Annotated in this window: 19 protein-coding genes and 1 tRNA gene; 9 read left to right on the plus strand and 11 right to left on the minus strand. The window is 75.2% G+C overall.

The window, feature by feature from the left end; genetic code table 11:
- Nucleotides 1-44 precede the first annotated feature (44 nt).
- The 3 genes from BUE45_RS05005 to BUE45_RS05015 all read right to left on the minus strand — a co-directional run bounded on the left by BUE45_RS05005 (nucleotide 45) and on the right by BUE45_RS05015 (nucleotide 4541).
- Nucleotides 45-1676: an Hsp70 family protein gene (locus tag BUE45_RS05005; RefSeq protein WP_073375682.1), complete on the minus strand. Its 1632-nt coding sequence runs from the start codon at nucleotides 1674-1676 to the stop codon at nucleotides 45-47.
- Nucleotides 1673-2230, minus strand: a complete 558-nt coding sequence (grpE, locus tag BUE45_RS05010) for a nucleotide exchange factor GrpE (RefSeq protein ID WP_073375684.1) — start codon at nucleotides 2228-2230, stop codon at nucleotides 1673-1675. Before grpE ends, BUE45_RS05005 begins: the two co-directional genes overlap by 4 nt.
- A 289-nt stretch (nucleotides 2231-2519) precedes the next feature.
- The gene (locus BUE45_RS05015; protein WP_073375686.1) at nucleotides 2520-4541 is read right to left on the minus strand and encodes an acyltransferase family protein; all 2022 of its coding nucleotides are present in this window, start codon (nucleotides 4539-4541) and stop codon (nucleotides 2520-2522) included.
- A 399-nt stretch (nucleotides 4542-4940) separates the two neighbouring features.
- Between BUE45_RS05015 and BUE45_RS05020 the strand changes: the two genes are divergently transcribed.
- Nucleotides 4941-5945, plus strand: a complete 1005-nt coding sequence (locus BUE45_RS05020) for a hypothetical protein (protein ID WP_245832817.1) — start codon at nucleotides 4941-4943, stop codon at nucleotides 5943-5945.
- Nucleotides 5946-6035: 90 nt separating this feature from the next.
- Here the strand turns inward: BUE45_RS05020 and BUE45_RS05025 are convergent, their stop codons facing one another.
- Nucleotides 6036-6260: a hypothetical protein gene (locus BUE45_RS05025; protein WP_073375689.1), complete on the minus strand. Its 225-nt coding sequence runs from the start codon at nucleotides 6258-6260 to the stop codon at nucleotides 6036-6038.
- Nucleotides 6261-7029: 769 nt separating this feature from the next.
- Between BUE45_RS05025 and BUE45_RS05030 the strand changes: the two genes are divergently transcribed.
- The gene (locus tag BUE45_RS05030) at nucleotides 7030-7779 is read left to right on the plus strand and encodes a YqjF family protein (protein WP_084736956.1); all 750 of its coding nucleotides are present in this window, start codon (nucleotides 7030-7032) and stop codon (nucleotides 7777-7779) included.
- Nucleotides 7780-7835: 56 nt separating this feature from the next.
- On the opposite strand, the gene BUE45_RS05035 is transcribed toward BUE45_RS05030, so the two are convergent.
- Nucleotides 7836-9032 carry a coiled-coil domain-containing protein gene (locus BUE45_RS05035; RefSeq protein ID WP_073375690.1) on the minus strand — a complete coding sequence of 399 codons (1197 nt, stop codon included), beginning with the start codon at nucleotides 9030-9032 and terminating at the stop codon, nucleotides 7836-7838.
- 826 nt (nucleotides 9033-9858) lie between these two features.
- Here BUE45_RS05035 and BUE45_RS31690 point away from each other — a divergent pair.
- The 3 genes from BUE45_RS31690 to BUE45_RS05050 all read left to right on the plus strand — a co-directional run bounded on the left by BUE45_RS31690 (nucleotide 9859) and on the right by BUE45_RS05050 (nucleotide 11478).
- The gene (locus BUE45_RS31690) at nucleotides 9859-10587 is read left to right on the plus strand and encodes a thioesterase (RefSeq protein ID WP_245832819.1); all 729 of its coding nucleotides are present in this window, start codon (nucleotides 9859-9861) and stop codon (nucleotides 10585-10587) included.
- Entirely contained in the window at nucleotides 10584-10859 is a 276-nt protein-coding gene (locus tag BUE45_RS05045; RefSeq protein WP_073375693.1) for a hypothetical protein, read from the plus strand. The genes BUE45_RS31690 and BUE45_RS05045 overlap by 4 nt, the downstream gene beginning before the upstream one ends.
- Nucleotides 10860-11016: 157 nt before the next feature.
- Nucleotides 11017-11478 carry an iron chaperone gene (locus BUE45_RS05050; protein WP_073375695.1) on the plus strand — a complete coding sequence of 154 codons (462 nt, stop codon included), beginning with the start codon at nucleotides 11017-11019 and terminating at the stop codon, nucleotides 11476-11478.
- Nucleotides 11479-11561: 83 nt separating this feature from the next.
- Here BUE45_RS05050 and BUE45_RS05055 read toward each other — a convergent pair whose 3' ends face one another.
- The 6 genes from BUE45_RS05055 to BUE45_RS05080 all read right to left on the minus strand — a co-directional run bounded on the left by BUE45_RS05055 (nucleotide 11562) and on the right by BUE45_RS05080 (nucleotide 20173).
- Nucleotides 11562-12815, minus strand: coding sequence for a hypothetical protein (locus BUE45_RS05055; RefSeq protein ID WP_143173274.1), 1254 nt, complete (start codon nucleotides 12813-12815; stop codon nucleotides 11562-11564).
- A 290-nt stretch (nucleotides 12816-13105) separates the two neighbouring features.
- Nucleotides 13106-13181 (minus strand) — tRNA-His (locus BUE45_RS05060).
- A gap of 67 nt (nucleotides 13182-13248) precedes the next feature.
- The gene (gene orn / locus BUE45_RS05065; RefSeq protein ID WP_073375700.1) at nucleotides 13249-13887 is read right to left on the minus strand and encodes an oligoribonuclease; all 639 of its coding nucleotides are present in this window, start codon (nucleotides 13885-13887) and stop codon (nucleotides 13249-13251) included.
- Nucleotides 13888-13968: 81 nt separating this feature from the next.
- Complete coding sequence (locus BUE45_RS33210) at nucleotides 13969-15843, minus strand: DUF2510 domain-containing protein (protein ID WP_073375702.1); 1875 nt, start codon at nucleotides 15841-15843, stop codon at nucleotides 13969-13971.
- Nucleotides 15844-16209: 366 nt separating this feature from the next.
- A complete protein-coding gene (locus tag BUE45_RS05075) occupies nucleotides 16210-17955 on the minus strand; it encodes a substrate-binding and VWA domain-containing protein (RefSeq protein ID WP_073375705.1) in 1746 nt (581 codons plus the stop codon).
- A gap of 478 nt (nucleotides 17956-18433) precedes the next feature.
- The gene (locus tag BUE45_RS05080; RefSeq protein WP_073375707.1) at nucleotides 18434-20173 is read right to left on the minus strand and encodes a substrate-binding domain-containing protein; all 1740 of its coding nucleotides are present in this window, start codon (nucleotides 20171-20173) and stop codon (nucleotides 18434-18436) included.
- 488 nt (nucleotides 20174-20661) lie between these two features.
- On the opposite strand from BUE45_RS05080, the gene BUE45_RS05085 reads away from it, so the two are divergent.
- The 4 genes from BUE45_RS05085 to BUE45_RS05100 all read left to right on the plus strand — a co-directional run bounded on the left by BUE45_RS05085 (nucleotide 20662) and on the right by BUE45_RS05100 (nucleotide 24964).
- Nucleotides 20662-21318 carry a hypothetical protein gene (locus tag BUE45_RS05085; RefSeq protein ID WP_073375709.1) on the plus strand — a complete coding sequence of 219 codons (657 nt, stop codon included), beginning with the start codon at nucleotides 20662-20664 and terminating at the stop codon, nucleotides 21316-21318.
- A 103-nt stretch (nucleotides 21319-21421) separates the two neighbouring features.
- Nucleotides 21422-22264: a TrmH family RNA methyltransferase gene (locus BUE45_RS05090; RefSeq protein WP_073375712.1), complete on the plus strand. Its 843-nt coding sequence runs from the start codon at nucleotides 21422-21424 to the stop codon at nucleotides 22262-22264.
- Nucleotides 22265-22330: 66 nt separating this feature from the next.
- The gene (locus BUE45_RS05095) at nucleotides 22331-23251 is read left to right on the plus strand and encodes a 2-hydroxyacid dehydrogenase (RefSeq protein WP_073375714.1); all 921 of its coding nucleotides are present in this window, start codon (nucleotides 22331-22333) and stop codon (nucleotides 23249-23251) included.
- A gap of 63 nt (nucleotides 23252-23314) precedes the next feature.
- Nucleotides 23315-24964 (plus strand): bifunctional 3'-5' exonuclease/DNA polymerase, encoded by a 1650-nt coding sequence (locus BUE45_RS05100; RefSeq protein WP_073375716.1) that lies wholly within the window; start codon nucleotides 23315-23317, stop codon nucleotides 24962-24964.
- Nucleotides 24965-24986: the final 22 nt, after the last annotated feature.

Below are 24986 nucleotides of genomic sequence, written 5' to 3' on the forward strand. Positions count from 1 at the left end.
CCGCCCCACGCCGCCACCGTGCCCGCGCCCGGCGGGCCGCCCCGTCACCCCGAGGTGCGGATCGACGCGATGGCGTCCCGGGCCCGGCGCACCTCCTCCTCGCCCATGCCGCCGATACGGATGTCGAACCGGATCTCGCCGCCGCCGGCCGGGTCCCAGCCGCGCACCGCCAGCATCCCGGTGGCGCCCAGGCTGAACTCGATCCGGAACGGGGTCCCGGCCGGACCCTTGGGCAGCCCGGTGAGCAGGGCGTCCCCGATCCGCACGTTGTGCTCCAGCTCCTCCGAGGCCACCGAGCCGGCCTGCTCCCACACGTCGATCTCGACCTGCTCCTGGTCGGGCCACACGGTGGCGAACCCGTCCTCGACCGTCACCGGAAGCGGGGTGTTGGCCCTGATCAGGTGGCTGATGTACTGGCGGGCCCGCCCCGGGTCGGTGGCGAACACCGGGTCGGTGCCGTCGGTGGCCTTGACCCCGAAGGCGCGCGGTGACACCCCCGTGACGGTCTTGCGGGCCATCCGCTCGACCTCCTCCCGGGTGATGCCCAGGGCCGCGCCCACCTCCTCGGCGCGGCGGGCGCGCTCGGCCGGGTCGCGGCCGGGCTCCTCCATGACGTTCTTGACCTGGCGGACCAGCGCGAACAGCGCCGCGCCCTTGGCCACCGCGAGGTCGGGCTCGTGCAGGTGCGGCTCGAACCCGAAGCGCTCGCGCAGGGACCGCGCCACCACCGGCATACGGGTCATCCCGCCCACCAGCAGCACGTCGTCGAAGGAGTCCACCCCCCGCTCGCGGGCCGCCGCCAGGGTGCGCGCGGTGATGGTGAGGGTGCGCTCCATCAGGTCGGAGGTGAGCGCCTCCAGGTCGCCGCGGGCGAGTTCCATCCGCACCGTCGACCCGGCGAAGCGCAGGTTGTGCCGGGCGCGCTCGCGGGTGCTCAGGGAGCGCTTGATCTGCTCGGCCGCCGCGGCCACGTCCTGGAGGAACTGCTCGTCCCCGGACGGGTCGGGGTCCGGGTGGTGCTCGGTGAACACCTCCAGCAGCAGGTCGGCGAGCTTGTGGTCCCAGTCCGCCCCGCCCAGCCGGTGGTCGCCGTCGGTGCACACCACGCGGACGTCGTCCTCCTCCACCCGGATGACCGTGGTGTCGAAGGTGCCGCCGCCCAGGTCGTACACCAGGAGGTGGCGCACGCCCGAGACGGCGTCCAGGCTCTGGTAGTGCAGGGCCGCCGCCACCGGCTCGGGCACCACGTCCAGCACGTTGAGGCCGGCGATGAGCCCGGCCCGGCGGGTGGCCTCCTTCTCGTGCACACCGAAGTAGGCGGGCACGGTGACGACCACGTCCTCGACCTTGTCCCGGGCGTGTTCCCCGGCGGCCCGGGCCAGCTCGCGCAGGATCAGCGCGGAGACCGACTCCGGGTCGTGGACCCGGCCGTGGAACTCGTAGCGGGCGTCGGTGCCCATCTGCCGTTTGACCAGGGAGACGACCATGTCGGGGTAGAGCAGGGCGGTGTTCTTGGCCTCCTCGCCGACCACGACGTTGTGGGCGGACTCGAAGTACACGACGGAGGGGGTGGTGTCGTTGCCCACGGCGTTCTTGGTGACGGCGGCCCGTCCGGTCCCGTCCACGAAGGCCGTGCAGGAGTAGGTGGTGCCCAGGTCGATTCCGTAGGTGGTCATGTGCCTTTCCCAGGTGGGGCGGACCCCGCGGGGTCCGCCGGGCCGACGTGGCGGAAGAAGCGGGCGTGGACCCGGCGCCGGACCCGCCCGGTGACGGCGTCGCGGAACCCCGGGGCGGCGACCTCGGCGACGGTGCCGTCCCTCGCCGGATCGGGGTCGTCGACGGTGGACAGCGGCAGGTGCAGGTCGGCGCGGAAGGGGTCGCCGACACCGGCCCCGACGGGTTCGACGCCCAGCCGCTCCAGGGCGAGCAGGGCGTCGTCGGCGAACCCGGCCATCAGCTCGGCCAGCCGCTCCTCGCCCCGCCCGCGCAGGCCGCCGGCCTCGCGGGCGAGCTGGTCGTGCATCCGGATGAGGTCGGCGACGACGGGGTCGAAGAGGGTGCGGTCCTGCGCCGCGCGCAGTTCACGGTTCTCGGAGTGCAGGCGGTCGATGACCGCCTCCCGGTGCCGGGCGCGCTCGTCGAGGGCGGCCAGCCGGTCGTCGAGGGAGGACAGGACCCGTTCCAGGGGATGGGGGGAGTCGGGGGTCGCCGCGTCGTCGGACACCGTCATCGGGCCGCCTTTCACCGCCGATTTCCTCAGTGGCGTTACCGGTTTCCTTTTACGAGGATACTCCGGCGGCGGTGGCGGAAAAAGGGAAACACGTCAACCGGTGGAGAGTGTGGCGTCCCAGGTCACATTGGTCTCCTTTTGTTCTCTGGAGAACTTTTAAGGAATGAGACCGAAATGCGCACAAGGAGTGCCTAATCGGTTTCCGGATGTCCTTCGAGATGCCACGGGGGCATCCGATACCTCGTGTCATCCCCGGGGTCCCGCGCGGTCGGCCCGCGCGGGACCGGCGTCAGGCGAGGGCCTCGTCGATGCGCTCGCCGAGGTGGTCGGCGAGAAGGGAGATGTAGGTGCTGGTGATGTGCCCCGAGTCGCGGTAGACCATCACGTTCCCGATGACGGCCGGGCACGCGCCGTCAGCGCAGAACAGGTCGCTCATGTCCACCAGCGCCGCCCCGTCGGCCATGGCCCCGACCGCCTCCTCCTGGGGGTCGTCCCGCTCCAGCGCCTCCTCCAGCGGGATGGCGCACGCGTCCAGGTCGTCGGCGTTGCCGGCCACGCACTCCACCACGTCGCGGCGCTGGCGCGGCGTGTCGCGCACCGCCACGATCGGCCCCGACGCCTCGCCGATCTCGTCCCACAGCCGGGTCATGCCCTCGGCCAGCATCGGCACCCGGTCGTCCTCGCCGCCCTCCAGCGGGACCGCCGAGGTCGAGGAGCTGGCCACCACGAGGTCGGGCTCCAGCTCGGCCAGCTCCCCGACCACCGCCCGGTTCCACGCCCGGCACGACTCGTACGGGCCGCCCTCGGGGCCCCTGGTCATGGTGTCGGTGAACGCGCACGAGGACTTGGTGTAGAGCACGAGCCGCCAGCCCCGCTCCTCGCCCAGCTCCATCAGCGCGGGCACCCACTGGGCGCTGTGGGAGTCCCCCACCACCGCCACGGTGCGCTCGGCGCCCTCCGGGCCGTACACGCACGGGTCCTCCGGCGCGCTCGCCTCCTGGGAGGCCTGGCAGTCGTCGTCGTACAGCACCGGGAGGTCCTCCTCGGCCCGCACCGGCGACGGGTAGACCGGGTCCCCCGTGGGCGCCTGCCCCAGGGCCTGCGGCCCCACGTGCACGCTCGGATCGAACTCCACCGACTCGACGCGGTCCACCCGCACGTACAGCGCGGCGCCGACCGCGGCCACCACCAGCACCCCCGACACCGCCGCGGCCAGGGCGCCGCGGCCGCCGCGGACCAGGCGGTGGTCGCGCACCGGGTCCTCCACCCACACCTTGGTCGCCCAGGCCAGCAGCACGGACGCCGTCCCCACGGCCGCGGCCAGGGGCAGGCCCAGCCCGTCCCCGCCGGTCACCGCCAGGACCAGGACGATCAGCGGCCAGTGCCACAGGTACAGCGAGTACGACAGGTCGCCGATCCAGCGCGCCGGGGCGGTGCTCAGCGGTGCCGACGCCGACAGCGGCCCCGGGACGTGCTCGGCGGCGATGACCGCCGCGGACCCCAGCACCGGCAGCAGCGCCGCCCACCCCGGGAACGGCGTGGAGGCGTCGTACAGCACGGCCGACGCGACGATGGCGGCCAGGCCCGCCCAGCCCAGCGGCAGCCGCACCCGCTCGGGGAGGCGGCCGTGCGCCAGGCCGATCGCGAGCAGGCCGCCCACCGCCAGCTCCCAGGCGCGGGTGGTCGGCAGGAAGTACGCCGAGGGCTCCCCTCCGGTCGCCACCACCGACCACAGCAGTGACACCGCCAGCAGCGACCCCAGCAGCGCCACGAGCGTCCGGGTGCCCGCGCCCCGGCGGCGCAGCGCCGCCCACACGATGAACAGCAGCGGCCACACCAGGTAGAACTGCTCCTCCACCGACAGCGACCAGAAGTGCTGCACCGGGGAGGGCGCCGTCTCCGCCGCCAGGTAGTCCACCGCCTGCCGCGCCAGGTACAGGTTCTCCACGTACGCGGCGGAGGCGATCAGCTGCCACATCGTGTCGGTGAGCCGGGTGACCGGCAGCAGGAAGTACGAGGCCGCGCCCGTCGCCAGCAGCACCACCGTGGCCGCGGGCAGCAGCCGCCGCACCCGGCGCGCGTAGAACCGGGCCACCGAGATCCGGCCCTGCCCGGACGCCTCCCGGTACAGCAGGGACGTGATGAGGAAGCCGGAGATCACGAAGAACACGTCCACGCCCACGTAGCCGCCCGGCAGCAGCGACGGTTCCAGGTGGTAGACGAGGACGAGCACGACGGCGACGGCGCGCAGGCCCTGGACCTCCGGGCGGAAGCGGCGTTCCACGGCGGCCGTGGTGGGAGCGGAGGGCATCGCGGGACTCCCCGGGAGCGGGATCAGGGTCGGTGCGGGGGACGTTTTCAGGGGATGTGTGTCCGCATTCTGTTATGTCACGCCGGTACCGGGACCGCAGAAGGCCGACACGTGCCCTCTTGTTCTCCCGATGTCGGTCGGGGCGACACCCTTCCGTGACCGGATGTTCGCCACACCCCCGCCGGAACGCCCGAGGGCGGCGCACGCGCTCCGGATCTCCGGCAGACTGTCCGATACGGAAACGTCCCCGGTCGGCGGCGCGCACGGCCCCGGGCCGTCGTTCCGCGTCCCTGCCACCGGCCCCGCCCCCGGGCCAGCGTCCCGCTCCCCGCGGCCGTGTGCGAGAGGAGGCCCACCGTAACCCCTGTCATCCGCGCCCGTCTCATCGCGCTCGCCCTCGTGGTGGTGCTCGTTCCGGCGGCGCTGTACCCCCTGGCCGGCCCCTGGTCCCTGCTCTGGGTCCCGGCGGCCCTGGCCGCCGCCGCGGCCCTCGTCCTGCGCGAGCGGAGCCGTGCCCCCGCGGTTCCGGCCGCGCCGTCCGCCGACGGTTCCCCGGACGACGCGCGGACGGGTCCGCGGCCCGCGTCCGCCGCCGGCTCCGACCGCGCCCGGGACGGGCGGCGCATCCGCCCGGTCGCCCTGCCCAGCGCCGCCGACGACTACGACCTGTACTTCTCGGCGGTGGTCCACTGGCGCTGGTCCAACACCGTCGACCTGCGGCTGCGCAACCCCCTGGGACCGGCGGTCCTGTCCGTCGTCACGCGGGCCGCCGAACTGGTCCGCGAGACCGACCCCGCCGACGAGGGCATGACCGAGTGCGAGCTGGCCGCCCGCCTCGCGGTGGAGCACGCGGTCATCGGCAGCGGGATCGCGGTCTGGGCCGAGGAGGTGTCCCTGCGGTCGTCGGAGGCCGACGCCGAGCGGTTGCGCCGGATGGCCGACCTGCGCAAGGACCGGGTGGTGCGGGAGGCCGCCCGGGTGGCCGAGGACGACCTCGCGCCGCTGCCCGCCGCCCGGCTGCGCCGGGCGCCCGACGACGGCGCGCTCCTGCCCGTGCCCGCCGACCCGGCGGGCCGCCCCGACGCCGGCGGCCTCGACGGGTTCGAGGGGTTCGACGGCCCGGACGCGCCGGGGGAGCACGCTCCGGTGCCCGCGGGCCCGGGCAGCGACGTCGACGTGGAGGGGTACGAGAGCTACTGGTGGCCGGCCGAGGAGGACGGCGACCGCGAGGGCTCGGAAGAGGACGTCCAGGTGGCCATTCTGCGCGGCATGATCGACGCCCTCGCCCCCGGTGACGGGCGCGACGCCTTCGTCCGCGACCAGGTGGCGGTCCTGGAGCGCGGGGGCTTCGACGGGGTGGCCCGCCGCATCCGCGCCGGCCACCCGGACCCAGGGGACCCCTGAGGGCCGGTGCCGGTCCGGGGGCGCACACGCGAGGACCCCGGTACGGAAAGGCGGTCCGTACCGGGGCCCGGCTCCCCGCGCGGGGTCCCCTCAGCGGATGATCCGCTGGAAGAACACGTACGCGGCCGCGACGGTGCCCAGGCCGACGAGGACGGCGTTGGCGGCGTTGTCGTGGGCGAGCCAGGTCAGGAGCCCGGCCACGGCTCCGGAGAGGGCCCCCAGCGTCGCGATGACGGCGACGCGGAGGCTGATCCGGCCGTCGGAGCCGGGTCGTTCGGGCCGCTCCGGGGGTCGGGCGGGCGGCGATGCGGTCATGGGCGCCCCTTTCGGACTGCTCGGGTGGACAGGGGTGCGCTCCGTGGTCGGTTCGGGACGGATAACGGTCCCCGGTCCCGACGGGAGGCGGGGGACCGATGGGACGGGGCCGGTCTCTTGAGGCACGGAAATGCACGGGGGTGTCCTCGACGGTCGGCCGATGCGCTCGCGCGGAACGGTCCTCACCCTTGTCAGACGGTCCGTGACCGGGGAACCTGTGAGAATCCGGACCCTCACCGGTCCGGTGGGGCCGCTTCGCTGCGGGTCTCCGCGACACCCTTCGCTGCCAGGCAGAGGTTCGCGGGGTCCGCCGGGGCGGCCCTCCTGCGTGTTCGGGCCGCGGTCGGGCGGCCCGCGCGCCACCTCCTTTCCGATTTTCGCTTCGGGGACGATTGCTGACAAATTAATACCCCCGGACCGCGGGCAATCACTCAAGGTGATACCGATATGTCGGGAGTGTTATTTTCGGGTCCGGTGGGAGCGCTTCCGGTAAGGCGGTCCATTGATTTCTCTGGAGAAGGAGTGCACACGAAATCGGACATCGTTCACTTTCTTCTTTCTGGTCGCGGTGTCCGCGAATGCGCCCCCTGTTCCCCGGCGCCGCACGCGGCGCGGCGGCCGGCCGTCCCGGGGCCGGTGCCGCGGCCCGTCGTCCCGTCCCGTCCCGGTCCGCGGCCCGCGCCGGGGGCCGCGTGTTCCGCCGGGCCGGGGAGGGGCCACACTGGAGGCGCGCCGGGGCAGTCCCGGGCGGACGAGGCGGGGAGGCCCGGTGAGCGCAGGTGACGGAGGAGTACCGCGGACCCGCGTCCCGCGGCTGCCGCCGGAGTCGCCGCCCGCCCCGCCCGGGCCCGCGCTGCTGCGCCAGCGCTGGAGCGACGTCGTCTTCCTGCACTGGCCGGTGGACCCCGCCCGGGTCGCTCCGCTGCTGCCCCCCGGCACCCGGCCGGACCTGTTCGAGGGGGTCGCGTACGCGGGCCTGGTCGCCTTCCGGATGCCCGTCAACTCCGTGGCGGGCCGCCTGCCCGTCGGGGGGTTCGACGAGGTCAACGTGCGTGTGTACTCGGTGGACCGGCACGGCCGCCGCGGGGTGGTGTTCCTCAGCATGGACGCCGGCGCCGCGCACGCGGTGGCGGCGGCCCGCCTGCTCACCGGCCTCCCCTACCTGTGGTCCGACATCTCCCTGGCGCGGGGTCGGGACGGCCTGCGCGCCGGCGCGGTCCGGCGGCGCGCACCCGGCCGGGCCGCCGGCCGCTGGGCCGTCCGCGCGGGGGAGCCGCTGGAGCGCCCCGGACCGCTGGAGCACTTCCTGACCGCGCGCTGGGGCCTGCACACCCGCCACCTGGGCCGCACCTGGTGGCTGCGTGCCGACCACCGGCCCTGGCCCCTGCACCGGGCGGAGTTCCTGCGCTACGAGGGGGACCTGCTGGGCGCGGCCGGGCTCGTGCCGCTCACCGGGCGGCCGGTCTCGGCGCTGTGGTCGCCCGGCACGGACACCGGGTTCACGGTGTCACTGGTTTGACACCCGGCGCGGGCCGGGACGGGCGCGGAGAACGGAGTGGGCTCCGCTCCGGGGTGTCAGGCCGCGGCCGCCGGGTCCGCCCCGGCCTCCCCGGTGCCGGGGGCGGAGCCGGGCGGGTTCGGCACGGACCCGGCCGTACGCGCGGTGTCCGGCCGCTCCAGGTACTCCGGGGCACGGCCCCCCGCCCGGTACCGGTCCGGAACGGCGTCCTCCCTCGGGTCACCGGGGGCGGGCACCGCGGGCCGGTGCGGGGCGTCCTCCAGGGGAGGACGGGGCCGCGGCGGGGCGGGCGGCGAATCCAGGAGCCGGAGCCGGTCGAGTTCGCGCTCCATCCGGTCGATCCGCTCGGCCAAATCCCGTGCGGCGGGCAGTCCGCGGGTCGCCTCCAGGGCGTGGTCCCGCTCCCGGACGCGGAAGGCCACCGCCCCGGACGCGTCGGCGAGGCGCTCCGCGGCGACCGCGCGCTCCCGCAGCGCGGTGACCAGGGCCGACCGCAGCTCCTGCACCCGTGCCGCGGCCCGGCCGATCCGGGCCGCACGGCGGGCCGCGAACGGGCCGAAGGGGGCGCGCACCCTGCGCAGCCCCCTCTCCGCGCGTTCGAGCGCCCTGCGGGCCCTGCGCGCCTCCGACTCCCGCAGCGCCGTCTCGGCCGAGACCCGGTCCTCCCGGAAGCGGGCCCGGTCCACGGCGACCTGGGTGCGGCCCAGGCGGTCGTGGAGGGCGACCTGCGTGCGCGCCGCCTCCAGCAGCGCGAACAGCTCGGTGGCCCGGGCGCGCACCCCGGCGCCGAGCCGCTCGGCGATCACCTCCGGCGGGACCACCGTCCCGAAGCGCTCGTGGAGGGAGGACACCTCGATCCGCACGTCGGCCTGCCCGTCCCGGGAGCCGGGGAGGGTGGCCGCGCGCAGCAGCAGGTCGCCCGGTGCCGGACCCAGGTCGGCGTCGGTGGTGACGTGCACCTTTCCGCCGAGCGCCGGCAGCGCCTCGGCCGAGTGCCAGGGCCCTCGGGAGCCGGGCGGCCGGACGAGGAAGCCGGCGGAGCCGGGGGAGCCGGGGGAGTCCCACCACCGGTGACAGGAGAACACGTATTCGTGCGGGCCGTCCCCGCCGGAACGGACGCGCCGTCCGCCCTGGAGCGGGAGCTCCTCCTCGCTGGTCGCACGAGCCAGGAGAGCCCTCCGGATCTCGCGGTCGAGGGAGGCGACGAACTCGGCGGAGGCGGCGGGTGAGGGGAGGTCGCTCGTGGAAGTCACATGACCCTTTCAGAGGGAGAGAGTCGTTCGTACGGGGGACCCGACGGTAAGGAGTATGCCCGAGGGGCACGACATTCTGTAAGGGTACGGGCACGCAAAGTTCCAATCCGCCGGTCAGAGGCCCTGTCCGGAGTCGGCCTTGAGCGCTCGACGATCCGGCCTCCTTTGCCGTTCGAACGCAAAGACGCAGGTCAGGGCGGTGTGTCGGCGGTGGCGTCCGATGGTGGCGGGGCGGCTGGGGTCTCGTCCGCGTCTGCGGAAGATTCTCGATTTCCTCGTGCCCCGAATCTGGAAGCGGGCCACCCGGTTCCTTGATATGCGGGAACTTCGCTGTTGCGAGGTTCCTTCATGTTCGCGCACGTGGGTTCCGAATCCTCCCCGGGGCGGGGCGGGGCGGGGTGGGAGGGCGGGCGCGGGGCGCCGGCGGGGGCGGCGGCGCCCGGCTGGTGTCCGCGGGGGCGGTCGGTGTCCCGGTGGGAGGCGCCCCCGGGGTGCCGTCCTCGGGTGCGGATCCGCCCGTTCGCGGGTGGAACATCCTGCTTTCGTCGCGGCACCCGTTCCGACCTGTGGATCTGTTTTCCGGGAGGAGGCCCGGGGGTAGGGGAGGCCATATCGACAAAGTTCGCAAAAGCGACAAAAAGCATGCACTGTCGGGGGTGTGGAAATGGTGAACCGGAGTTCTCAGGGGAGCGGGAAGACGGCACGGGGGAGCGGTCGCGGCGGGGGTTCCACGGGCGGGGCGGCGTCCGCGGCGGAGAAGGACGCGGACCGCGCGGACGACCTCCGGGACGACCCGGGCGCCGGCCACGGCACCGGGGACACGGACGTGCTCCTCGACGTCCCGGTCGTGAAGGTCGACGAGATCGACCTGGAGGTGGAGAACCTCCTGGCCTCGGTGTCCCTCCAGGCCGAGGTGCTGGACCTGCTCAAGCTCAAGGTGGGGGCGGACGTCGGGCTCGGCCGCGTGCACCTGAACATCAAGGGCGTCGAGGCCCAGGCCCTGCTCAAGGTCCGGCTGGACAACGTCCGCGACATCATCACGCGCGTCCTGGAGACCATCGACGCCAACCCGCAGATCCTGGAGCAGGTGACCAGGGGCGTGGCGTCCTCCCTCGAACAGGTGGCGGGCGGTGCCGGGGAGGCCGTGGGCGCGGTCGGCCAGGGGGCCGGGAGCGCGGTGCGGGAGGTCGGCCACGGAGCCGGGGGCGCGGTGGAGGAGGTCGGCCGCGACGCCGGCGGCGCCGTCCGGGACGTGGGGCGCGGTGCCGGGAAGGCGGTGGAGGACGTGGGCGAGGCCGGTGAGGTCCTCAAGGGCGCGGGCGAGGCAGCGGGGACCGCGGCGAAGGGCGCGGGCGATGCGGCCGGAAGCGCCGCGAAGGGCGCGGGCGAGGCCGCCGGAGGTGCCGCGAAGGAGACGGGTGGTGCGGCGAAGGGCGCCGGCCGGGCCGCCGGCGGCGCGGCGAAGGGCGGCGGATCCGCGTCCGAGAACGGTGCCTCGGGCGGGTCCGGCGGCCGGTCGGGCAAGGGCCGGGCCGGGGGAGGGAAGAAGTCGTGAGCGCGGAGCGCGGGGACACCGGGCCCGACCTCGACGTGGAGATCGCGGCGGGGATCACCGCGGACGAGCTGGTGTTCCGCGAGGTCCCCGAGGTCGCCCCCCGGACCCGTGCCGAGCCGGACGGGGAGGGCGCCTCGGGCAGCGAACGCTCGGGTCTGCCGTACGGGGTCGAGGCCGGCACGGTCTACCGGGACGTACGCGTGGACTACCGGCTCGTGAGCCGCGCCGACGCCGCCCCTGACGTGGAGCGCGACCCGCCCGGCGACGGGTGAGGGGACGGGCGGCCGGCCGGCGGGCCGGAGCGCGGTTCCGCCCCTCCCGGACGCGGCGCGCCGTATCGGTCAGGACTGGAGAAGCGTCCCGGGGCCCGGACCGGCCACAGTGGGGGGAGGACCCCGCGCAGGGCGGGGAGAGAAGGGGGAGTCGCCGATGACCGGGAAGGCCGACGGGCGGAGCGCTGGGCCGGGAGGGTTCTCCGACCAGGAGAAGGCCGCGATGAAGGCGCGCGCCGCCGAGCTGAGGCAGGAGGCCGGGCAGGGCCGCGGCGGCAAGCGTGCCGAACGCGAACTCCAGGTCCTGGAGAAGATCGGGGAGATGGACGACGCCGACCGCGCGGTGGCCGGGCGCATCCACGCCATCGTGACCGCGACCGCGCCGGAGCTGGAGCCCAAGCTCTGGTACGGGCAGCCCGCCTACGCCCGCAAGGGCAAGGTCGTGTGCTTCTTCCGCAGCGGCGGCGTGGACAAGGAGCGCTACTCCACCTTCGGTTTCACCCCCGAGGCGGCACTCGACGACGCCGGCGGCCTGTGGGCCACCTCGTTCGCCGTCTCCGGCCTCGGCCCCGAGGCCGAGAAGGCTGTCGCCCGACTGGTCGAACAGGCCGTCCGCTGACCTTCGCCCCGGAGGTTCACTCGCGCGGGTGAACCCCCGGAAGGGGGCCGTCCGGGCGGTGCGGCGGTATCCGGAACGCGCGCTCAGGTGTCGGCGGTGTCGAATCTCCAGGTCATGGTGATGCGCTGCGCCGGGGAGCTGCTCACGGCGGCGAGGCGGCCCTCGCCGTTCGTGTACAGGAGACGGATCGACTGGTCCGGCTGGTGGCCCAGCAGATCGTCCCGGACCGGCTCCCAGGAGTCCTCGCCCAGGACCCACAGCGCGGGGGCGAGGGGGTCCGCACCCAGGTCGACACGTGCGGTGCCCGGACGGTCTCCGGCGAGGTACCACCGGCCGCCGGCCTCGGCGGCGGCCGACACGGTGCCGGGGCCCGGGAGGGGGGCGGGGCCCACCACCTCGTCGAGGCCCGAGGCGCCGGCCGTGCGGATCCGGTACACCCGTTCGGAGTCGCCGCCGCTCCTGCTCAGCACCGCGACACCGCCCGCACCGTCCTGCAGGGCCTCCACGCTCTCACCGACCGGTATCCCACCCAGCGGGCGCCAGCCGAGACCGGCGTCGTCGGCGAACCAGACCGTGTGTCCTTCGGCGGGGGTGCCGGTGAGGGCGACCAGGCCCCCGCCCGTCGAGGCGACCGAGAAGGGGAGGCCTTCCTCGGGCGCGGGCGCCTCCTCCCAGACGCAGGCCGCCGGATCGCAACGGTGCAGGGAGGACTCACCCAGCTGCGAGGTCGTGACCAGGACGGTGTCGGTCCCGCCGAGGCGGGCGACGGCGGCGTCCGCCGTCATGATCGCGCTGGGGCCCTCCGCGGGGCTGATCTCGTTGCTGCGGAGCCGGACCGGCAGTGTGGCGGGCTCCGCGCCGTCGAGGCGGTCATCCGCTGTGAGGTCGGTGCCCGTCCAGGTCAGAGGCTTCTCGGTGGTGTCCTTGTCGTCCGCCTCGGTCGGCTTGGACTCGAAGGCCACCGCCACCCAGGGGGCGCCGTCGCCGCCGGGGAGGGAGGCGACCGCCGCGGGATCCGCCGTCGGCGGGGCCGGAAGGGAGACGTCGACGCGCGCGCCCCGCACCGGGTCGGAGCCGGGTCCGGGCGCATCGATCAGCAGCCCGCCGCCGTCCGCGGTCAGGCGCACGGGGGTGGAGCCGTCGCTCCACCAGGCGGGGAAGACGTACCTCTCGGTCTCCTCGTGCAGGATCCCGGTGAGGGTCGCGCTGGGTACGGGCTCCGACGGCAGGGGGCGGGCGGCCCGCCACCACGCCAGCGAGGCCACCAGCACGACCGCCACGGCGCACGCGCCCACGAGCAGCCCGCGCCGCTTCATCCCCGACCTCCCGTCGAACATCCGTGCCGCGATTGTAGGGGGAGGGCGCCGGAGGCTCCGAGACAGGGCCGCAGCGCCGGGACCGCTGCCGGTCCGCGCGCTTCCCGCAGGACGGCCGTCCGCGGAACGTGCGGGGGCGTCACGGCGGTACGGGATTGGTGACGGGCCGAAGGGGTATCCGCCGTCCCTGGGCGGTGCCGGTGCGCACGCACCGGCCCGGGTCGCGGGCCCCGTGCACCCGCCGGTGCACCCCCGGGAACGCGAAAGCCCCTGACCACATTGCGTTTCCGCTGGTCAGGGGCTTAAGCCTCTGGGGTGAGTGACGGGACTTGAACCCGCGACTTCTTGGACCACAACCAAGTGCTCTACCGGCTGAGCTACACCCACCACGTGCGCCGGGTCTCACGGCCCTGCGTACGTATGAAATCTTAGCGGACGTCCGGGAGTGCTTCGATCAGTTTTCCGGTGAGTCCTCGCGGGGCTCGACGCGGCCGGTACCGCCCGCGACCACGTCGGCGGCGATGGCGCGGGCCGTGGCGGAGTTGGGGCCGGGTTCGGCGACGAAGGCCGCGGCACGGTAGTAGCGCATCTCACGGATGCTCTCGGTGATGTCGGCGAGGGCGCGGTGGCCGCCGTTCTTGTCCGGGCTCGCGTAGTAGACGCGCGGGTACCAGCGGCGCAGCAGCTCCTTGATGGAGGAGACGTCGACCATCCGGTAGTGGAGGTACTCGTCGATGCGCTTCATGTCGCGGGCGAGGAAGGTGCGGTCGGTGGCGATGGAGTTGCCGCACAGCGGGGCCTTGCCCGGCTCGGTGACGTAGCGGCGGATGTGCTCCAGGACGGCGTCCTCGGCCTCCTGGAGGGTCACGCCCTTGTCGAGTTCGGTGAGCAGGCCGGAGGTGGTGTGCATGTCGCGGACGAAGTCGCCCATCGCGTCCAGTGCGGCCTGCGGTGGTTTGATCACGACGTCGATGCCCTCGTCGAGGATGTTGAGCTCTCCGTCGGTGATCAGACAGGCCACCTCGATCAGCGCGTCGTTCGCGAAGTCCAGGCCCGTCATCTCGCAGTCGATCCACACCAAACTGTCGTTCATACGGCCAGCTTAGGGGTTCGGGGGAGAGGGCCCGGACACGCCGCGGGGCGGCCCCTGGGGGCCGCCCCGCGGCGGGACGCGTCAGTCCCAGACGAAGGGGTCGGAGATGCCCGGGGCCTCGCCGACGCCGATGAGGTAGAGCCAGTCCCAGTAGCCCCAGAACTGGGCGACGACCAGGCCGACGATCACCAGGAGGACCAGCAGGAAGGTGAAGCAGCCGCACCCGCAGCCGCCCTTCTTCTTTTTCTGCGGGGGCTGCTGCTGGTAGGGCCGGTGCCCCGGGGCACCGGGGGCGCCCGGGTGGGGCGGGCCCCAGGGGGGCCGGTGGCCGCCGTGGGGGGCGGGCGGGCCGCCCGGAACGCCGGCGTGCGGACCCGCGGGCGGGTAGCCCGGGGGCGGGCCGGGCCGGTTCATCGGGGGCTGCCCCGGGTGGTTCATGTGCGGCGGCGGGCCCTGCGGCGGGTGGGCCGGGGGCCGGTTCATCTGCGGGGGCGGCGGGTACTGCGGCGCGTAGCCGCCCGGCGGCGGCTGCGGGGGCCGGGGGTAGCCGGGCTGGGGGCCCGACGGCGGACGGTAGCCCTGCTGGGCGCCCGAGTGCGGCGGGTACCCCTGCTGGCCGCCGGTGGGCGGGTAGCCGGGCTGGGGGCCGGACGGCGGTGCGGCGTGGGGCGGGGGGGCCTGGCGGGCGGCGTCCGGGCGTCCGGGCGTCCACGGGGTGCCCTCGGCCGGGGCGGGCGGGGCCTGGGGTGCGGCGGGGGCGGCCGGGTGGGCGGGCGCGCCGGGCACGGAGGCGCCCGCGGCCGGGGTCCCCGCCGCGGGGTCGCCCGGGGCGGGAGTACCGGGGGCACCCGGTGCGGCCTCGGCGGGGCGGTTGCGCTCCTCCTCGGCGCGGCGCTCGGCCTCCTGGGCCTGGCGGGCCGTCTCCTCCTCGGCGCGCTTGCGGTCCTCCTCCGCGCGCCGGGCGGCCTCCTGGGCCTGGCGCTCGGCCTCTTCCTCGCGGCGCTTGGCGGCCTCGGCCTCCGCGACGCGGCGCTGCTCCTTGCGCTCCTCGGAGAGGTCGGACCAGCCCTCCTTGAGGCTTCCCAGCAGCTTGTTGAAGCGGCCGCCCTTGCGGCCCTCCTCGGAATCGTCGGGGGCGCCCCCCGAGAACACGGGGTCGTCGGGGTCGAACACGGCCGTGCCGCCGGCGTCGCCACCCGCACCGCCCGTGCCGCCAGGGGTGAACACCCTGGTCCCGGCGGGACCGCCGGACTCGCCCGGCTCGAAGACCCGGGTGCCCGGGGCCTCGCCGGGCTGGAACACCTGGGTGCCGCCCGGTGCGTCCGCGCCGGTGTCGGGCCGGCCCAGGTCCGAGGAACCGGTGAGGTCGGCGGTGGGCAGGTCGTCGCTCAGGTCGGCGGTGGGTTCCTCGTCGCGTCCGGGCAGGTCGCCGGGGGACACCCGCAGGGTGGAGCCGTCGTTGACGTCCGCGCCGGGCCGGGGGGAGGAGCCGGGGTCGACGCGCACGGTGGCGCCGCCGCCCAGGTCCGCGGTGGGTTCCTCGTCGGGGGTGGAGGGGCGGGAGGGGTTGATGCGCACGGTGCCGGGATCGTCGTCCACGGGGGCGCCCGGCGGGGGGCCGGCGGGGGTGGAGGGGCCCAGGCGGACGGTGCCGGGTTCGTCGTCGGCGGGCTGCGCGCCCCGGGCCCAGGAGGGGTCGATGCGCATGGTGCCGAGGTCGTCGTCGGCGGCCCTGGGGGAGGGGCCCAGGCGCACGGTGCCGGGTTCGTCCTCGGACGGACGGCCCCCGGGCCCGCCGAGGTAGGTGGTGGCGGCCTCTTCGTCGGCCCCGCCGCCACCCTGGAGTTCACCGAGGGAGCGGGTGTGCCGCGTCCACTCGTCGCCGTTCCACCATCTGAGCGTCTGCGCGTCGCCCTGCGGGTCCGCGTACCAACCCGGCTCGATAGATCCACCCATGGGGGTCAGACTAAGGGGTTTCGGAACTCTGCTCGACCAGTGGATCCCGTTTCACCGCTTTCCCGTGACCCTCCCGCCGCCGGCGATCGCAACGGGTGCCCGGTCGGTCACCGAAGGTGCCCGCCGTGGTCGCGGGGGCGCCCCGTCCTCGAACGCGGCGGGCAGGCGCGCGGTGTCCAGAAGCCCTGGTCCGGGGCCGGTCGCCCCGGGAATCCGGTCGTGGCCGAAGCACCCTCCCCCGGCCCGGGCGCGCTCCCGCCCCGGTCGCGTCCGCGCCGCCGGACGCGGACGGGGGCGGCGGCCGCGGTCGGACACCACCCCCGTGGGGCGCTCCCCCGAACGCCCTGGTCCCGCCCGACGACCCCGTCAGTCGTCCGTGTCGGCGATGCGCAGCGAGAACGCGTTGATGAAGATCTCGCCGATCTCCGTCGGGTCCTCGGTCATGTACGCGGCGCCGCCGGTGGCCGCCGCGATCTCCTGGAGCGGCTCCAGGTTCTGCACGTCCGGGCCGAACGCGATGGTGATGATCGGGATCGGCCGGGACGGGCTGGCGATGGAGTCGATCTGCGACAGCAGTTCGGCCAGCTCCAGGCCGCCGGGGTTGTCGTTGTCGCCGTCGGTCAGCATGAGGATGACGTTGTTGCGGTCGGGCCGGTAGGTCCGCGACATCTCCTGGTAGGCGGCGAGGTAGGTCTCGTACAGCGCCGTGTCGCCCCGGGGCATCGGCCGCAGGGAGGCCAGCGCCTGGGAGAGCACGGCCCGGTGCTCGGTGCCGTCCTCCTCCGCCTGGAGCTCGCGGACCGGCGCGATCTCCTGGTAGTGCAGGTTGTTGTTGACGTTGGTGGAGAACTCCCACAGCCCCAGCTCGGAGGTCGGGGAGAACATCTCCAGGCCCTGGGTCGCGGCGGCGCCGGTCACCTGCATGCGGGTCATCCCCGTACCGGGGACCTCGGCCAGCATCGATCCGGAGATGTCGACGATCGCGAGCACACGCGAGTCCATCTTCATCTGGTTCCAGGTGCGGGTGAGGTCGCCGATCGAGCCCTCGGACGGGGTCGGCAGCTCCTCGGGCGCCTGCTCCGAGAACCCGTGGTCGCCGCTCAGGACGGCCGGGTCCACCTCCCCCTCGGGGCCGCGGAAGCCCTCGGCGAGGATGTGCCCGCGCGCGGACTCCCCGCGGATCGCGGTGCGGAACTCCTCCGCCGCCCGGGTGAGGCCGCTGTCCTCGGTGCGGACGAGGTAGGGGTAGTCGAGGTAGTAGGTGCCGCCTTCGAGGTAGTCGACGCGGACGGTGTTCTCGTCGTAGGAGGAGTTGTAGCGCCAGGCGGCCTGCTCCGACATGACCATGGCGGGCGGGGCCTCCTCGCCGCCGCCGCTGAGCGCCAGGAAGGCGGCCTCCTCGTCGGCGGAGGCGCCGCGGTGCAGCGCCTGCAGGGCGGCGGTCATGGCCGCGTTGAAGGTGTCGCCGTCCGGGCTGGCCTGCTCCAGGGTGCCGTGCAGCAGGGAGAGCGTGCTCAGTCCGGTGGCGCTGCGGCCGGGGTCGACGACGCGGACGGTGTGCCCGGGCTGCTCGCCGGGGGCGGCGGTGGGGATGACGTCCTCCCACGCGGCGGGCTCGTCGCCGGCGTACGCGGCGAGCCCGGTCAGCACCAGCGGGCTGCGGGCCACGGAGGTGCCGGTCTCGGTCAGGACGGCGTCGCCGGAGTGGTTCTGGACGATGCGCGGCCACACCGAGGAGTCCGGGATCCACACGTCGGACTCGGTGTCGCCCATGGTGGCGCCGGAGCCGGTGATGCCGTACGCCACGTTGGCCGAGTCGACCTGGCGGACCTCGGCGTGTACGCACTGCCCGTCGACGGTGGTCTCGGTGAGGTTGAAGTCGCGGGCGATCGCGTCCACCGCGGGCGCCAGCTCGGGGCTGACGGCCACGTCCAGCCGCAGGTCGGAGCCGCCGCACCCGCCGGAGTTGCCGAACATGTACACGCCGGCCCCCGCCAGGCCCACGACGATCACGAGGGCCGCGGCCAGGGCGGCGAAGGCCCCGCCGCGTCCACGGCGGCGCCTGGACCGGCCGGAGGGCTCTTCTGCGTATCTTCCGCGGTGACGTCCCACAGGCTTTCCTCACGGGGTGGTGTGTACGGACGAGGTGTCGTCCGGGGGGATGGTGCCGTTGTCCGGAGCGGCCCGCCGGTCTCGCGGCGGGCGGGTGCCCGAACGGGTGGATCGGCGGCCCGTGCCGGGAGGGAGGCGGCCCGACCGCCGAGGGTGTTACTGGTGGGAAAGGTACTCAACGTTACGGAGCGGGTGGAGACCGCATGTACCGGTGGATTCCGGTCGGATGGGGGTGTGATCCGCGCCGCGTTCCCGTGCAGACCCCGTCACCTTGGAGGATCCGCGCCGGGTCGCGTGCCCGCCGTCCGCGGGAACGGTTCGACCGAAATGCCATTCCGATACCGAATCGAGACCGTTTCGGGCGAACCCTATCTCCGACGGCGCCACCGGTCCGTACCCGCGCCCTCTCGCGGCCCGCGGCCCCGGCGGCACCGACCCGCCCCCCGGGCCGCCGCCGGCGCGGTGCCCCCGCGCGCCCTCAGTTGTCGCAGTCGGGCACGCACAGCCGCCGGGAGATCGAGCTGAGGAAGATGTCCCCGATCTCGTCCGGGTCGTCGGTGACGAACAGCGAGCCGCTGGTGGCCGCGGCGACGCCGCGCAGCTCCTCGCGGTCGGCCTGCCCGCCGAAGGCGATGATGAACAGGCTCACCGGCCGCCGCGGGTCGAACCGGTCCTCCAGGGCCGCCACCAGTTCGGCGTGGGAGAGGTCGCTGGACCCCTCGTCCTGTCCGGCGGTCAGCAGGATGACGCTGTTGATCTTCTCCTCGTCGTAGGCGGACTGGACCTCGTCGTAGGCGTTGAGGATGTTGTCGTACAGCCGGGAGCCGCCGCCCTGCACGTCGATGGTCTCGGCGGTCTCGACGAGCTCCTGGCGCCGGGTGGCCTCCCGCCCCTCCTCGGCGTCGCCCAGGCGGTGCATGCCCGCGGCCTCCTCGCGGCCGGCCTCCCCGTACTCCTCCGACATCAGCCACAGGCCCATGTCCGTGGCGTCGGGGAACAGGCCCAGGCCCAGCAGCGCGGCCTGCCTGGCCGCCTCCATCCGGCTCTCCCCGCCGCCGCCGTTGAGGTCCTCGGCCATGTTCGCGGAGACGTCGGCCAGGACCAGCGTGCGGCTGGGCATGGACAGCCGGTTCCAGTCGGTGACCGAGGCCAGCAGGGCGTCGCCGGTGAGGTCGCCGTGCACCGGGGGCGGCTCCGCGATGATGCCGGGCCGGTCGGCCAGCGCGGCGGAGGCCTCGCCGCCCGGGTCCCGGAACCCCAGCTCCCGCAGCCGGTCGCGGTGGGGGCCGGCGCGCAGCACCTCGTACAGGTCGGCCGCGGCCGAGCGCAGGGAGGGGGTGTCGGTGGTGGTCACGTAGGGGTAGTCGAGGGAGACCGTGCCCTCGCGCGGGTAGTGCGCCAGCAGCGGCGGCGCGGCCCCGGGGCGGTTCGCGTTGTAGGACACCACCGACTGCTCGGGGACCACGATCACCGGGGCGGGCCGCGCCCCGTCGCGGTGCGCCCCGGTGAAGAAGGCGGACAGGTCGATCTCGCCGAACGCGCTGTCGGTCTGCACGTCGCGCACGAAGTCGGTCATCGCGGTGTCCGCGGCGTCCCCGCCGCCCAGGTGGCGCCTGACCGCGTGCATCACCGCCATGCCGTCGGCCCCCCGGTTGGGGTCCACCATGACCAGCGGGCGCTCGGGGTCGCGCTCCCCGGGCAGCACCAGGGTCCAGTCCGTCGCGTCGGGGTCGGGCATGCCCTCGGTGCCCTCCGGGGCGGCCATCACCACGGGGGAGGAGGCCAGCGAGGGCGGGTCGGTCTCGATGCCGCGGGTGCCGCCGGCCGACATGCGGGCCAGCTCCACCCAGGCGGAGGACTCGGGCACCCACACGTGCGGGGCGATGCCGGAGTCCGTGTCGTCCCCGGCCAGGGCGGTCATGATCCGGTGCGGGGCGATCTCGTCCACCTGGGCGTACACGCAGTCGCCGCCGTAGGAGGGCCGCTCGGCGTTGAACTCGGTCGCGGCCTCGCGCAGAACCGGGGCCACGCTCTGGGTGGCCGACACCCGCAGGTAGCGGGTATCCCCGCAGCCCAGCGCGCCGATCCCCAGGGGGACGGCGATCGCCGCGGCCACGACGAGCGCGACGACGACGGCGCTGATCCCCAGGGGCGACAGCACCAGCCTGCGGGTGGTCGCGGCGGTCGGCGAGGGAAGTCGGTGGCGTCCACTGGACACGGGCACTCCGGGGCGTTGCTGCGGCCGTATCCCCGCGCGGGCACGGGCGGAGCGTGCGGGGAGTCGGCGCGGACAGGGGACAGGGACACGGGGTGCGGCGCCGGACACCCCGGACGGGCGGGGGCGAACCACCGTGCGCCCTGGGGCGTCCCAGGGGGTGAAAGGGGTGCGCCGCCCGACGACCTTCTATGACCTGAGCCACTCTCCGCCATCGTCACCAGGACCCTACTCGTTGGTAATGCGGGAACGGAAGAGGCGGCGGTACCGGACGGGACGACCCCCGGCCGGACCCGCGGCCCGCGCGACCCGCGGGTGGGCCTGCCGTCCCGAGTGGGGTGATCTCTTTGTTACCGTGCCCACCGGGGAGCACACCGGTGTTCCCGTTAGGCTTAGGCCCCGCCACCGGAGTCCGCCCCGGCACCCGCCCCCACGGCCGCCGGCGCACCGCGCGGAACCTCCCGAGACCGACGACCCCCGAGGGTTTTCGCATGTCCCTTGATCGTGATCACCGGCCCCGAGGAACACTCGGTACCGCTCTGCTCGCCGGCGCCTGCTGCGCGGGCGCGGTCGCCTACGGGGTGATCGTCGGCCCGTCGATGCTGCCGCCGCAGCCGGACGTGCAGACCGCCACCGCGCTCAGCCCCGACCTGGCCGGCCTCGAACCCGAGCCCGACGGCGACGAGGCGAACGCGCCGCGCGGGCCGATCGGCACGCTGGAGATCCACGTCAGCGACCGGGACCGCGCCTGGGTGCAGACCCTGGAGTGCACCGGGGACGACGAGGAGGACTCGGCGGTCTGCGCCGACCTGGCCGCCGTCGCCGCCGAGTTCCACGGCGAGCCCGCGGGCAGCGCCGAGCACCCCAGCTCCGGCGAGGAGGCCGAGGCCACCGAGGAGGAGGCCGACTCCGAGGTGGTGGAGGGGGTCCCGGTCGAGCCCACCACCGCCGCGCTGCCCGGCAGCGAGTCGCTGTTCACCGAGGTCAGCGAGGGCACCGTCTGCACCGACAAGCTGTACGGCCCCCAGGAGGCGACCGTCGTGGGCGTCTGGGAGGGCCACGAGGTCGAGACCACCCTCACCCGCAAGGGCTCCTGCGAGGAGGCCCGCTGGCAGCGGCTGCGCCCCCTCACCGACCAGATCATGTAGCCCCCGGGCGGCCCTGCGCCGCCCCGCGGACCCCGCACCGCTCCCGCCCCGGTCGCCCGGTCACCGGACGACCGGCCCGGGCGGCCGGGGATAATCGTCCTCCATGCACGTCATCGAGATCGACGACCCCGCCGACCCGCGCCTCGCCGACTACACCCGGCTGCGGGACGTGAACCTGCGCCGCCACCTGGAGGCCGAGCACGGGCTCTTCATGGCCGAGGGGGAGAAGGTCATCCGCCGGGCCGCGGACGCCGGGTACGCGCCGCGCAGCTTCCTGCTCACCCGGCGCCGCGCCGAGGCCCTGTCCGGCCTGGTGGCCGACGCCCCGCTGTACCTGGTGCCGGAGGAGACCGCCGAGCGCCTGGTCGGGTTCGACCTGCACCGCGGCGCCCTGGCCGCCTTCCACCGCAGGCCCCTGCCCTCCCTGGCGCAGGTCCTGGCCGGCGCGCGCGGCATCGTCGTCCTGGAGGACCTGGTGGACCACACCAACGTCGGCGCGATCTTCCGTAGCGCCGCGGGCCTGGGGGTGGACGCCGTGGTACTGGCCCCGCGCTGCGCCGACCCGCTGTACCGGCGGGCGGTCAAGGTGTCCATGGGCGCCGTGTTCACCCTCCCCTACACCCGGCTCGACGACTGGTACGGCGGCCTGGACGAGCTGCGCGGGGCCGGGTTCCACCTGCTGGCCCTCACCCCCGGCGCGGGCTCGCTGCCGCTGCGGGAGGCGCTCGCCGGGGCGGGGCCCGACCGCGGGGTGGGCCTGCTGCTCGGCACCGAGGGCGACGGCCTGTCCGCCCGCTGGCTGGAGCGGGCCGACGCCCGCGCCCACATCCCCATGTCGGACCGCGACGTCGACTCCCTCAACGTGACCGCCGCTGCCGCGGTCGCCTGCTACGAGCTGTCCCTGCGCGGCGGCGGACTCGTGCACCGCGGTGGGACCGGGGGCTGACCCGCCCGGATAGGGTTTCGGCGGACCGGCGTGTCGGCGGACACCCGCGGAGCAGAAGGAGGGGCCATGGCAGGTCGGGCACTCGTGCAGTGGGAGGAGAACCGTCGCAACGCGCCGGAGTCCCTCACGGTGGACATCTACACCGGGGGGCCGGCGCCCGACGGCCTCGACGGCGTCGCCTTCTACCAGGTCCCCTACGCCCCCTCCACCCAGGGCGTCGACGAGCGCCTGGACATCATCGGCCGCATGCCCTCGCTGGAGGTCCTCCAGCTGACCTCGGCCGGGTTCGAGCACGTGCTGGAGCTGCTGCCCGACCACGTCACCCTGTGCAACGGCCGGGGCCTGCACGACGCCAGCACCGCCGAGCACGCGCTCGGCCTCATCCTCGCCGCCCAGCGCGACCTGCCCCGCTGGGCGCTCGACCAGCGCGGGCACCGCTGGAGCCCGGCGCCGCTGCGCTCCCTGGCCGACCGGCGCGTGGTCATCGTCGGCCACGGCAGCATCGGCCGGGCGATCGAGCGCCGCCTGCTGCCGTTCGAGACCGAGGTCGTGCGGGTGGCGAGCCGGGCCCGGCCGGAGGAGGACGTGCACGGCGTGGACGAGCTCCCCGCCCTGCTGCCCCACGCCGACATCGTCGTGCTGGTCACCCCGCTGAACGAGCACACCCGCGGGCTGTTCGGCGCCGCCGAGCTGGCCCTGCTGCCCGACGACGCCCTCGTGGTCAACGTCGGCCGCGGGCCGGTCCTGGACACCGGCGCGCTGCTGGCCGAGAAGGGGCGGGTGCGCGCCTCGCTCGACGTCACCGACCCCGAGCCGCTGTCGGCGGAGCACCCGCTGTGGGACGCGCCCGGCGTCTTCGTCACCCCGCACGTGGCGGGCGGGTCCACCGCGTTCTACCCGCGGGCCCGCGCGTTCATGGACTCCCAGCTCGCCCGCTGGGCGTCCGGCGAGCCGCTGGAGAACGTGGTCCGGCCCGGGCGCGGGTAGGGGCCGCGGCGCCCGGGGCGCGGCCCGCCGCCGATCGTCGGTACCGGAGACCAGAATGGGTCCATGAGGATCGCGGTGGTCGCCGACGGCGAGGGCGGCGGGCGGCTGCGGCCGCTGGACGGGGACGGCCCGGAGCGGCGCGTGCCCGACCTCGCCGCGGCCGTCCGCTCCGCCGAGGCCGACCGGCCCCGCTGGGTGTGGGCCGACACCCGCGACACCTACCCCGAACTCGTCCGCGCCGGAGTGCGCGTGGAGCGCTGCCACGACGCGGCCCTCGTCGAGTCGCTGCTCCTGGGCCACGAGGGCCGCCACGGCGAGCCCCGCTCTCTGGGCGCGGCCTGGTCCCGCCTGCACGGGCGCCCGGCGCCCGCCGACCCCCACGAACCCGCGGGGGAGGGGACGGCCGCCCAGCCCGCGCTGTTCGAGGCCGACCGCTCCACCCTGCCGCCCGGCACCGACCGCCTCGACGCCCTGGCCGAGGTCCACGCCGACCAGCGCCGCCGCCTGGCCGCGCTGCCGCCGGGGATGGACCTGCTGGCCGCCCTGGAGTCCGCCGGGGCCCTGGCCGCCGCCGAGATGGCCCACGAGGGCCTGCCGTGGCGGCCCGACCTGCACGACCGCATCCTCACCGACCTGCTGGGGGCCCGCCCGTCGCCGGGGCGGCGGCCCCCCGTGCTGGCCGACCTGGCCGCCCGCATCGGCGAGGCCGTCGGCCGCGAGGTCAACCCCGACTCCCCGGCGCAGGTGCTCAGGGCCATGGCGTGGATCGGCCACCCCGTCGCCACGACCCGGGCGCGCGAGCTGGAGCGGGTCGAACACCCCGTCGTCCCGCTGCTGCTGCGCTACAAGGAGCTGTCGCGCCTGCACTCGGCCAACGGCTGGGCCTGGCGGGAGGCCTGGGTGGACGAGCGCAGGGGACCCGGCGGGGAGCGCCTGGGCCGGTTCCGCCCCGACTACGTCGTGGGCGGGGTCGTGTCCGGCCGCTGGGCCACCCGGGGCGGCGGCGCCCTGCAGATCCCCAAGGCGGTCCGCGGCGCCGTGCGCGCCGACCCGGGGTGGGTGCTGCTGCGCGCCGACGCCGGGCAGCTGGAGCCGCGCATCCTCGCGGCCGTCTCCGAGGACGCCGGGCTCGCCGCGGCCGCCGCCGAGGACGACCTGTACGCCCGTCTGGCGGTGCACACCGGGGACGACCGCGCCCGCGCCAAGCTCGGCCTCATCTCCGCCATGTACGGCCAGACCGGCGGCGACGCCGCCCCCCTGCTGGCGCTGCTGCGCCGGCACTACCCGCGGGCCCTGGAGTACGTGGACTCCGCCGCCCGGACCGGGGAGCGGGGCGGGGTCGTCCGGTCCTGGCTGGGGCGGACCTCGCCCGCGCCGGCCGGATGGGAGCGGCACGTGTCCGGGCCGGACGGGGACCGCCGGCGGCGGGCGCACGGCCGGTTCACCCGCAACTTCGTGGTGCAGGCCGGGGCCGCGGAGTGGGCATTGGTGCTGCTGGCGTCGTTGCGCCTGCTCATGCCGGGGGCCGTCGTGTTCTTCGTGCACGACGAGGTGCTGCTGCACGTGCCCCGGGAGCGCGCGCGGGAGGCCGTTCACGCGATCGACGCCGCCCGGGAGCGTGCGCGCACTGTCCTCTTCGGGGACACTCCGGTACGATTCCCCCTGGCCGTGACCGTCACCGAAGACTACGAAGGCACCCCCCGACCCCGATGACCCCCCTCGGGTCCTCCCCGGA

Source organism: Nocardiopsis flavescens (genome assembly GCF_900141985.1).
Taxonomy (GTDB): Bacteria; Actinomycetota; Actinomycetes; order Streptosporangiales; family Streptosporangiaceae; genus Nocardiopsis; species Nocardiopsis flavescens.

Excerpts from the sequence above, each read along its gene's own strand:
- BUE45_RS05005 (WP_073375682.1), bottom strand. The coding sequence starts at position 1,676 with ATGACCACCTACGGAATCGACCTGGGCACCACCTACTCCTGCACGGCC.
- grpE (WP_073375684.1), bottom strand. The coding sequence starts at position 2,230 with ATGACGGTGTCCGACGACGCGGCGACCCCCGACTCCCCCCATCCCCTG.
- BUE45_RS05015 (WP_073375686.1), bottom strand. The coding sequence starts at position 4,541 with ATGCCCTCCGCTCCCACCACGGCCGCCGTGGAACGCCGCTTCCGCCCG.
- BUE45_RS05025 (WP_073375689.1), bottom strand. The coding sequence starts at position 6,260 with ATGACCGCATCGCCGCCCGCCCGACCCCCGGAGCGGCCCGAACGACCC.
- BUE45_RS05050 (WP_073375695.1), top strand. The coding sequence starts at position 11,017 with ATGACCGGGAAGGCCGACGGGCGGAGCGCTGGGCCGGGAGGGTTCTCC.
- BUE45_RS05055 (WP_143173274.1), bottom strand. The coding sequence starts at position 12,815 with ATGTTCGACGGGAGGTCGGGGATGAAGCGGCGCGGGCTGCTCGTGGGC.
- orn (WP_073375700.1), bottom strand. The coding sequence starts at position 13,887 with ATGAACGACAGTTTGGTGTGGATCGACTGCGAGATGACGGGCCTGGAC.
- BUE45_RS33210 (WP_073375702.1), bottom strand. The coding sequence starts at position 15,843 with ATGGGTGGATCTATCGAGCCGGGTTGGTACGCGGACCCGCAGGGCGAC.
- BUE45_RS05085 (WP_073375709.1), top strand. The coding sequence starts at position 20,662 with ATGTCCCTTGATCGTGATCACCGGCCCCGAGGAACACTCGGTACCGCT.
- BUE45_RS05090 (WP_073375712.1), top strand. The coding sequence starts at position 21,422 with ATGCACGTCATCGAGATCGACGACCCCGCCGACCCGCGCCTCGCCGAC.
- BUE45_RS05095 (WP_073375714.1), top strand. The coding sequence starts at position 22,331 with ATGGCAGGTCGGGCACTCGTGCAGTGGGAGGAGAACCGTCGCAACGCG.
- BUE45_RS05100 (WP_073375716.1), top strand. The coding sequence starts at position 23,315 with ATGAGGATCGCGGTGGTCGCCGACGGCGAGGGCGGCGGGCGGCTGCGG.